8 protein-coding genes are annotated in these 9,149 nt (G+C 71.6%); 6 read left to right on the top strand and 2 right to left on the bottom strand.

All coding sequences use genetic code 11. The features are described from left to right. Positions 1 to 124: 124 nt before the first annotated feature. Positions 125 to 643, bottom strand: a complete 519-nt coding sequence (locus ACIBK8_RS24515; RefSeq protein WP_399043992.1) for a lytic polysaccharide monooxygenase auxiliary activity family 9 protein — start codon at positions 641 to 643, stop codon at positions 125 to 127. Positions 644 to 961: 318 nt separating this feature from the next. Here ACIBK8_RS24515 and ACIBK8_RS24510 point away from each other — a divergent pair, with 318 nt between their 5' ends. From ACIBK8_RS24510 to eccD, 4 genes are all read left to right on the top strand, one after another. Next, a complete protein-coding gene (locus ACIBK8_RS24510) occupies positions 962 to 1,834 on the top strand; it encodes an LLM class flavin-dependent oxidoreductase (protein ID WP_399043991.1) in 873 nt (290 codons plus the stop codon). 132 nt (positions 1,835 to 1,966) lie between these two features. Beyond that, a complete protein-coding gene (locus tag ACIBK8_RS24505) occupies positions 1,967 to 2,296 on the top strand; it encodes a WXG100 family type VII secretion target (protein WP_399043990.1) in 330 nt (109 codons plus the stop codon). A 45-nt stretch (positions 2,297 to 2,341) separates the two neighbouring features. Continuing rightward, positions 2,342 to 2,653 (top strand): WXG100 family type VII secretion target, encoded by a 312-nt coding sequence (locus ACIBK8_RS24500; RefSeq protein ID WP_399043989.1) that lies wholly within the window; start codon positions 2,342 to 2,344, stop codon positions 2,651 to 2,653. A gap of 50 nt (positions 2,654 to 2,703) precedes the next feature. Further along, the gene (gene eccD, locus ACIBK8_RS24495; protein WP_399043988.1) at positions 2,704 to 4,089 is read left to right on the top strand and encodes a type VII secretion integral membrane protein EccD; all 1,386 of its coding nucleotides are present in this window, start codon (positions 2,704 to 2,706) and stop codon (positions 4,087 to 4,089) included. 89 nt (positions 4,090 to 4,178) lie between these two features. Here eccD and ACIBK8_RS24490 read toward each other — a convergent pair whose 3' ends face one another. Beyond that, positions 4,179 to 4,841: a DNA-binding response regulator gene (locus ACIBK8_RS24490; protein WP_399043987.1), complete on the bottom strand. Its 663-nt coding sequence runs from the start codon at positions 4,839 to 4,841 to the stop codon at positions 4,179 to 4,181. A gap of 439 nt (positions 4,842 to 5,280) precedes the next feature. Here ACIBK8_RS24490 and ACIBK8_RS24485 point away from each other — a divergent pair, with 439 nt between their 5' ends. Next, on the top strand, positions 5,281 to 6,327 hold the full coding sequence (locus ACIBK8_RS24485) for a hypothetical protein (protein WP_399043986.1): 1,047 nt from the start codon (positions 5,281 to 5,283) through the stop codon (positions 6,325 to 6,327). Then, positions 6,324 to 9,083 carry a right-handed parallel beta-helix repeat-containing protein gene (locus tag ACIBK8_RS24480; RefSeq protein WP_399043985.1) on the top strand — a complete coding sequence of 920 codons (2,760 nt, stop codon included), beginning with the start codon at positions 6,324 to 6,326 and terminating at the stop codon, positions 9,081 to 9,083. Before ACIBK8_RS24485 ends, ACIBK8_RS24480 begins: the two co-directional genes overlap by 4 nt. The last annotated feature ends 66 nt before the right edge of the window (positions 9,084 to 9,149 follow it).

Genomic DNA, 9,149 nt, shown 5'->3' with positions numbered 1-9,149 from the left:
CGTGGGGGGGGGGGGGGGGGGGGGGGGGGGGGGGGGGGGGGGGGGGGGGGGGGGGGGGGGGGGGGGGGGGGGGGCCGGCCCCCCCCCCCCCCCCGCCCGGGAAGCGGAACCCGGAATTCCCGTGCTAGCCGCCGATGTTGACGTCCACGCAGGCGTAGAAGGCGTTCGCGGTGTCGGCGATGTTCCAGACCGCGAGGACCTTCTGCTTGCCGCTGAGGCCGCCGAAGTCGACCTGGTGGGTGACGGTGGCGCCCGGCGTGGCGCCCTTGTCGTCGAACTCCGCGATCTTGTTGCCACCGACGAAGTACTGCCAGGTGGTGGTGGCGTGACGGGCGGTCAGCCGCCAGTTGAAGCTGGTCGAGCTGCCGACCGGGGTGACCTTCCAGCCCTTGGAGTCGTCGTCGAGGTCGGCGAACTCACTGTTGCCGCCGCTGCAACTGGTCAGCCCCTTGGGGCCTTCGACGCTCTGCGGTTCCCACTTGATGGCTCCGCACTCGACGGTGCCCTCGGCACACTGGGCCTGCCGGCTGGGCGGCGAGGAGATGTAGCCGTGCGCGCTGGCGGAGCTGGCCGGCAGGGTCACCGCGAGCAGCGGAGCCACGCCGGCGCCGATGGCGAGAGCCAGCCTTCTTTTCTTGTTCATGCCAAAACCTTTCGCGAGGGAGGCCGCCACGCGAGAAGATGGGGACGCGACGCTGCCGCAGCGCCGTACGTCCGCCCCGGGAAGCCTCGTTGAGTGTGGGGTGGATGACGCGAAGGTGTTCCACGGCGGCGCCGCCCGCGACCGCCCCGCCCGGCGCCGACACCGGGTACGGAGGCCCACGGACCCGCCCGCCAATTGGTCTAGACTTTACTCGCTGACCGCGTACGGTCAAGGGGTGCGGAGCGGCGCATCGCGCCCCGGCCACCCCGCGTACACCGCACGCATCGCCGGGCGCCACCCATGGGTAGGAAGAACCGCATGACTGCTCTCGGTGCCGTATTCCGCCCCCAACTGCCTCCCGAGCGGCTGCGCGACGTCGCCCGCACCGCCGAGGAAGCCGGCCTGGAGGAGCTGTGGCTCTGGGAGGACTGCTTCTACGAAAGCGGCATCGCCTCCGCAGCCGCCGCCCTGGCCTGGACGCAACGGCTGCGGGTGGGGGTCGGCCTGCTGCCGGTGCCGCTGCGGAACGTGGCGCTGACCGCGATGGAGGCCGCGACGCTGCACCGGCTGTTCCCCGGACGCGTCGCCCTCGGCGTCGGACACGGCGTCCAGGACTGGATGGCACAGGTCGGCGCCCGCGTCGATTCACCCCTGACGCTGCTGCGCGAACACCTCACGGCGCTGCGGGCGTTGCTGCACGGCGAGCGGGTCACCGTACAGGGGCGTTACGTCCGGCTCGACGACGTCGCCCTCGACTGGCCCCCGCCGACGGCGCCCGACGTGCTCGCCGGCGCGAAAGGACCGCGGACGATCCGGCTCACCGGCGAGACCGCGGACGGCACCATCCTGGAGGCCGGCACCACACCCGACGGCGTACGCCGGGCGTGCGCACTCCTCGCGGAGGGACGCGCCGCGGCCGGCCGCAGCGGGCAGCACCACGTGACCGTCCACCTCCACGCGGCCACCGGACCCGACGCGGCGGCGCGGCTGCGCGCCGCTCTCGCGCCCGGCGATGACGGCATGCCGCCCGGCATCGGCGTCGCCGGGGACGCACAGGAGTGCGCGCGAGCGGTCCGGGACCTGGCGGACGCCGGGGCCGGCACGGTGGTGCTCCAGCCCACCGCCGACGAACCTGACCCGGAGGGCTTCGTCCGTTTCGTGGCCGGGCAGGTGCGTCCGCTGGTGCCCTGAGCCCTGGTCAGGGCACCGTTCCGTGACGTGGGGGGACACCAGAACAGGGGACTGGCCGACATGCCCGCCCGCTGCGAGAGTTGCGGCGGAACAGCCAACTGCCGGCAGGAACCGGCGTGAGAGGGCGGGCAGATGACATCGGCAGGCTTCAAGGTCACTCCGGCGATGATCGCCCAGGCCGCCGTCTCCTGTGACAACACGGCGACGGACGTCGAGGCGAAGCTCCAGAACCTCAAGTCGTACGTCATCCAGCTGGAAGACTCCTGGCAGGGCATCGCCCACAACACCTTCCAGATCTACATGGCCGAGTACGACACGTACGCGCAGATGCTGCACAACGCCCTGACCGACATCGCGTCGGGCCTGCGCGGCAACGAGGTCAACTACAAGGAATCCGAGAACGCCAACCTCCAGCGGATCCACACCCTGCAGAGCGAGCTGCCCGCGGCCCGGCTGGGCTGACCACCGAACCGTCCGACTGACCGGCCGAACGCCCGAGGAGTTGCCGTGGGAATCGACGATGCGAACCTCTTGGTCCGCCATGAGCTGCAAAACGCAGGCACGCACATCAACAACCTGTCCGAGCAGATCGCGGAGGAGCTGCATCAACTGATCACCCTGCTCCAGCCGATCGCGGAGACCTGGCAGGGTGAGGCACAGGTGTACTACGAGGGCCTTCAGCAGGAGTGGAACATCGCCGCCGAGGGCCTGTTCGGGCCGAACGGCGTGCTCGGCCAGATCGCCATGGCCATGAACGTCAACTGGGAGAACTACTCCGAGGCCGAGTGGGCCAACACGAAGACCTGGCAGAACCACTAGAGATCCGCACCACCCATCTCACCCAGCACGAGAGGACCTGAGCACACCCGATGGCCGATGAGCGCTGCCGGATCACGGTCGTAGGCGAACGCAGGCAGGTGGACCTCGCGGTCCCGGCCCGTGCTCCCATCGCCGAGTACATCGATGACCTGGCCCGTATGTGCGAGCTGGAGGAGAGCGAGCTGATGCCCGCCGCCTGGTCCCTGGGGACCGGGACGGGAGTGCCGTTCGCACCCGAACACAGCCTGGCCGACATCGGTGTGTCGGACGGTCAGCTGCTGTACCTCCGGGACGTGGTGGCCGGGGAGTTCGACGAACCCGTGGTCCAGGACGTGGCCGAGCAGGTCACGGAGGTCTCCGAACAGCTGCTTGACCGGCGCTGGGACGCCCGCTCGCGCACCGTCACGGTGATGGCCTGCGGCCTCGCCTGGTGGATCGGCGCACTGTTGCTGGTCGCCTTTCTGGAGCCGATCGACTCCGCGGTCATCGGAACCGCAGCCGCGGCGCTCGGCCTGGTGCTGCCGGCGCTCAGCTGGCTGGCCGCCGAACGGCGCTGGTCCGTACCGGGTTCCGTACGGCTGGCGCTCGCGCTGTGTGCGATCCCCGCTCTGGCCGTCGCCTCCTGGGAGTTGGTGGCACGGGACGCGGCGCCGCAGACGGCGCTGACCCCGGACGGGGTGACCGCGCTGTGCCTGGCCGGCGGGGTACTCGTCGGCGCGGTGCTGGCCTGCGTCGCGTCGATGGGTGTGACGACCGCGGCGGTGCTGCTCGGTTCCGTGATCGCCACGGTGCTGACCGCAGGGCTCGCGCTGCTCAAGGCGGACACCGCGCAGTGCGCCGCGGTGATCTCGGTGGTCGCGTTCGGTCTGCTCCTCATCGCTCCGGCGACGGCCGGCCGGGTGGCCGCCTTCGGCTACCGGCGGCACGCTCCGAGTGGTGACACCGCCCCGGAAGGCCCGGAGTTGGAGAGCGCCGTACGCACCGCGATGCTGCTGCTCGCCCTGTGGGGCGGGGCGCTGTCCCTGGTGACCGCCGTTTCGCTGGTGCTGCTCGGTTCCGACGGGGAGTCCCCGTTCGCCGCCGCGATCACCGCGTGCATCGGTCTCGGCCTGCTGCTGCGCGCCGGGTCGGCGAAGGTCGTGGTCGAGGTGGCGCCGGTGGGCATCGCCGGTGCGATCGGCCTCTTCACGCTGCTGCTGGCCGGCCCCGGCCAGCTGGACCTGCCCGGTTGGTCCGGTCCTGTGGCCTCGCTGGTGATCGGTGGCGTGCTGGTGCTGTACGGGTTCCGGCGGCTGATGCGTCCTGAGCTGCCGCCGCTGCGCCGCCCCACCTGGTTCGGCGGACTCGGCGCGGTGCTTGGCGCGTTCGCCATCCCGCTGACGGTTGCCGCGTTCGGCGTCTTCGGCCAGCTGATGGGGATCGGTCGGAATCTGTGACGGGCGCGGCGGAGCGGGGCGGGAGGTCGGCGCTGCCGGCCCGGCCTGCACAAGGGGATCGAGCGGCGCGACCGCCCCTGCCCGCTCCGTCACTCCTTGCCGAGCAGCAGGGAGCGGGGCCTTCCGGTGCCACGGACCGGCGCAGCCGCTCGCGTCGGCGCGGTGCCCGCTTCCCGCAGCAGGCCGAGTTCGATGGCGGTGCGGGTGAGGTCGGCCTTGTTCCCGACGTTGAGCTTGGTTCTGATCCGCTTGACGTAGGTGCTGACGGTGGCCTCGGTCAGGCCCATTCTGCGGCCTATTTGACTGTGCGTCAGTCCTTCGGCGAGCAGCCGCAGCGCTTCGAGTTCGCGGCGGGCCAGCGTTCTGGGTTCCGCCCCGGTGGGCTCGCGCAGCTCCGCGTGCATGCGGGGGGCCAGCGTCGGCGCGAGGTGGAAGCCGCCCGCGACGACGGTGTCGACGGCGCGCAGCAGTTCGTCGTCGTCGACCTGTCCCGTGACGCAGCCGAGCGCTCCGGCCCGGACCGTGTCGAGCACCCGGCTCGGCCGGCTGAACTCGGAGACGACCAGGACCGGTGCGCAGGCGGCGAGGTGAGCGACCGTCTGCACCGACGACTCCCCCTCCATCTCGTCCTCGCGGACGGGCGGGCCGAACAGGATGGCGTCGAGTCCCTCGGCACCGAGCGGCACACGGGAGAAGTCCTGTACGGACTCCACCGCGGCGATCACATCCAGCCGGGGGCTCTGGGAGAGCACTCGCTCGAGTCCGTGCCGGACGAGGTTCTGATGCTCAATAATGGCAATTCGCGCACAATTAGACATGCGTGTTCCCGTCCTCAGATCAATGCGTCGCACTTCCGGTCCCCGGATCGACGCATCATCCGGAAACCGACTCGGTGTACGTTCAATGTACTGGACCGGGTCGGCAGTGCACGGACCGATGGCTATGTATAACAGAACCACTACATGAGTGTTCGATCGGTGACGGGGTGAGTCGCAACTGCCACTCTGACCTGCGACGAAGGAACCGACGGTACGGTTCCGCGCGGGAGATTACGATTACGTAATACTTCCGTTAACGGGTCGATAGGCACAGTCCGCACGTTAATTTATTTACCTCTGGGGACTTATCTGTTAACCCATCAGCGGTATTCTGTGCCGCAGTCCCATACCAGTCCTGAATATTGGAGAGCACGTGGCTGACCAGGAGAAGCCAAAGGAGCCCGCCGCCGAGGCGCCCGGCCGCCTGGCGGAGGAGGACCGGCACGGCTTCGTCTCCGCGTTCGTGGGCGGCGTCCGGCCCGATGGCGAGCAAGGCAAGCCGGGCAAGCGGCTGGTGGCGATAGGCATCGCGGTGGTCGCCGCACTGAGCCTCGGCGCCCTCGCGATCGGCGCGCTCACCAGCAAGGGCGACGAGAAGAACGAGGCGGGGAAGGCTTCACCCGCCGGGGCCACCGCCAGCGCCGACCAGCACGGCAAGCGCCCCGCGGGCCACAACGACGGCCCCGCCGGAGGGACCGGAGGAAGCAGCGGCGGCTCGGGCGGACAAGGGGCCGGGCAGGGGACTTCGGGCAACAACATCCAGACCCAGCCGGACTCCACGAACCCATCCCCCGACTCCACCGGCTCGTCGAAGACTCCCCCCACCAGCGCCGCGACCCAGAAGGCCGAGGCCCACGGCAAGACGTACTCCCGCGCCGCGACCCCGGCCTACACCGGCCTCGCCGGTTACGGCTGCCCGTCGAGCGCCACCGCCAAGATCTGGACCAAGGACCCCAGTTTCAGCAACGGTTCATCCGGCTGGCTCAGGTCCTCCACCGGCGGCTACACCGGCTCCGGCTGCAACGGCCAGTACCTCTCCGTCCCCATGTCCGGGTCGAAGACCTCGCACGACGCGACGCAGTACGTGCTGTGGAAGTTCGACTACAGCGCCAAGATCAAGGGCGCCGCCTCCTGCGAGCTGTCCGTCTACGTCCCCGGCAACTCCAACATCCAGTACGTGGGCGGCAATCCGGCGGAGTACGCCCTCTACAACTCCGACCACAGCGGCGGCACCGCCGCCGGTACCTTCCAGGTCGACCAGGTGCACAACGCCGGAAAGTGGCTCTCCCGTGGGCCGTTCAAGGTCAGCGGCGGCAAGGTGACGCTCAAGATGTTCAACACCGGCATCGACTACACGTCGTCCACCAAGCACGCGCACGACGCTGCCGCGCCGGTCCAGCTCAGCTGCTCCCCGGCATGATCGGGCGGTCCAGCGGCGCAGCCGCACTGCGCGTAGGAGCCCGGGGCTGGGGTGGGCACCGCACCATCGGCGCGGCACTGCGCGCCGCTGGACCCGGCACGGTCATCTCCGTCCAGCCCGGCACCTACCCCGAGAACCTGACACTGGACCGGGACGTCACCCTGGTCGCCGAACAGGGCCCCGGCACCGTCCAGTTGGTCGCCACCCGCGGCACGCCGCTGACCGTGCTCGGCGGCGCGGGCGAGGTCCGCGGGCTCACCGTCCAGGGCCTGGACGGTGACCAGCCCGCGGTGTCCATGACGGGCGGCACGGTGGTGCTCGACGGCTGTGAGATCACCGGCGGCCGGGTGGACATCACCGGCACCGCGGCCCCCACCCTGCGCGACTGCCGCGTGCACGGCACCGGCACACCGGCGCTGCGCCTCGGCGGCGACAGCCGGGCCGTCCTGGAGCGCGTGACGGTCACCGACGTCGACGGCACCGGCCTGCTCGTCGAGCACGGCGCGGACGCCACGGTCACCGGACTCACCGTCAGCGCGGTGGCCGGGTACGGCGTCCTGATGCGCGGCCCGGCCCGCGGCAGCTTCACCGACTGCGAGCTGACCGGCACCGCGTCGGCCGCGTTCCGCGTCGACGACGACGCCCGTCCCGTGCTGCGCTCCTGCCGGCTGACCGGCAGCGCGGCACAGGGCGTCCTGGTCACCGCGTCGGGCACCGGCGGCCCCGCGCTGCCGCCCGACACCGACGCGGGCAGCGGCCCCGAAGGCGACGCCGGGGCATCGGGGAGCACCGCGGGAGTGCTGCTGCACGACTGCGAGATCGCCCGCAGCGGCGGCACCGGCGTCCAGGCCGCAGGGCCTGTGCTGGTCACCCTGCGGGACTGCCGGGTCGACGAATCCGGCGGCGTGGGCGTGCTGGCCGCCGAGGGCGCCGTACTGCGCCTTGACACCACCACCGTCGGCGACTCGGCCGACAGCGGACTCGCCGCGGGCGGCACCGCGGACGTCGAGGTACGCGGCGGCGGCCTGGCCCGCTCCCGCGCCAACGGCGTCTTCGTCACCGACGAGGCCCGTCTGACCCTCACCGAATGCGCGGTCACCGACAGCGCGTTCACCGCCGTGCACCTCGCGGGTTCGGCCCGCGCGACGGTCCGCGACTGCGAACTGCGCGGCACCCCGCAGCACGGCGTACGGGTCACCGAGCGGGCCCTGCTCACCCTCACCGGCACCCGCGTCGAAGCCGCCGAACTCACCGGCATCGCCGTGGACGGCGGCGACCTGACGGCACGTCGCTGCCGGGTGGTGGACGCGGGCACCGGCGTCAGCCTGTCCACCGAGCACCGCCCGCTCCTCGACAGCTGCGAGATCGAGGACTGCGGCACCGGCCTCGACGTGACGGCCGGCACCGGCGCGCTGGTCGCGGACACCCGGGTGCGCGGCAGCCGGTCGGCCGGTGTGTTCCTCGGCGAGCGCAGCACCGCGTGGCTCGACGGCTGCGAGATCACCGACAGCAAGGGCAGCGCCCTGGTGCTGTGGACCGGCGCCAGGCCCCGGATCAGCTCGACCCGGGTCACCCGCGCCGCCAAGAACGGCGTCTACATCGCCGACGGCGCGTCAGGACTCCTGGCGGACTGCGACATCGGCGCCACCGGGTTCCCCGCGGTGTACGTCGGCAAGGACGCCAAGCCGGTGCTGCGCCGCTGCCTGATCCGCGACACCGACGAGGACCTCAAACTCGCGGACGGCGCCGAGCCGGTCTTCGAGGAGTGCCGGGTCGACGCGGTGAAGGACAGCACCCTGCCGGAGTCCGGGCGCGCGGTCGCGCCCGCGCCCGGGGCGACCCCGATGCCGTCGGGCGGCTCGCGCGCCGGCGGCACACCGGTCGGCACCACCGAGACCGCGCCGCCCGCCGAGACGCTGGAGGAGCTGCTCGCCGAACTCCGCGGCCTGATCGGCCTGGACCGCGTCAAGCAGGACGTGGAAACGCTGGTCAAGCTGATGCAGCTGGTCCGCCGCCGTACCGAGGCCGGCCTGCCGCCGCCCCCGCTCAGCCGCCACCTGGTGTTCGCCGGGAACGCGGGTACCGGCAAGACCACGGTGGCCCGGCTGTACGGCCGGCTGCTGGCCGCGCTGGGGCTGCTGACCCGCGGGCACCTCGTCGAGGCGGACCGCGGCTCGCTGGTCGGCGAGTACGTCGGGCACACCGCGCCGAAGACCACCGCGGTCTTCCGGCAGGCCGTCGGCGGCGTGCTCTTCATCGACGAGGCGTACGCGCTGGTGCCGCACGGCCAGGGCTCGGACTTCGGTCTTGAGGCCATCTCGACGCTGGTGAAGCTGATGGAGGACCACCGCGAGGACGTGGTGGTGATCGTGGCCGGCTACCCCGACGACATGGGCCGGTTCATCGACGCCAACCCCGGCCTGGCCTCACGGTTCACCCGGACCCTGCTCTTCGACGACTACGACTCCGACGAACTCGTCGGCATCGTGCGGCAGCAGGCCGAGCACCACCAGTACGAGCTGGGCGACGAGACCTCGGCGGCGCTCGCCGATTACTTCGCCGGCGTCGAACGCGACGACCGCTTCGGCAACGGCCGCACCGCGCGCCAGCTCTTCCAGCGGATGACGGAGCGTCACGCGGCCCGGCTCGCCGATCACGCGGCCCTGATGATGCCGGGCGAAGGCGAGGCCGGGTCCGACACGGACGATCTGGTGACGCTGCTGCCGGAGGACATTCCCGCGCTGCACGCGGGGTGAGACACCACGGGCCGGGGTGCGTGCGTCAACCGCACGTCATTCCCGGCCCGTTGGCGTCGGCGTACC

It is taken from the genome of Streptomyces sp. NPDC050161 (assembly GCF_044460025.1).
Lineage (GTDB): Bacteria > Actinomycetota > Actinomycetes > Streptomycetales > Streptomycetaceae > Streptomyces.
The sequence above is the reverse complement of the archived record's forward strand: the minus strand, read 5'-3'. Positions and strand labels throughout refer to the sequence as shown.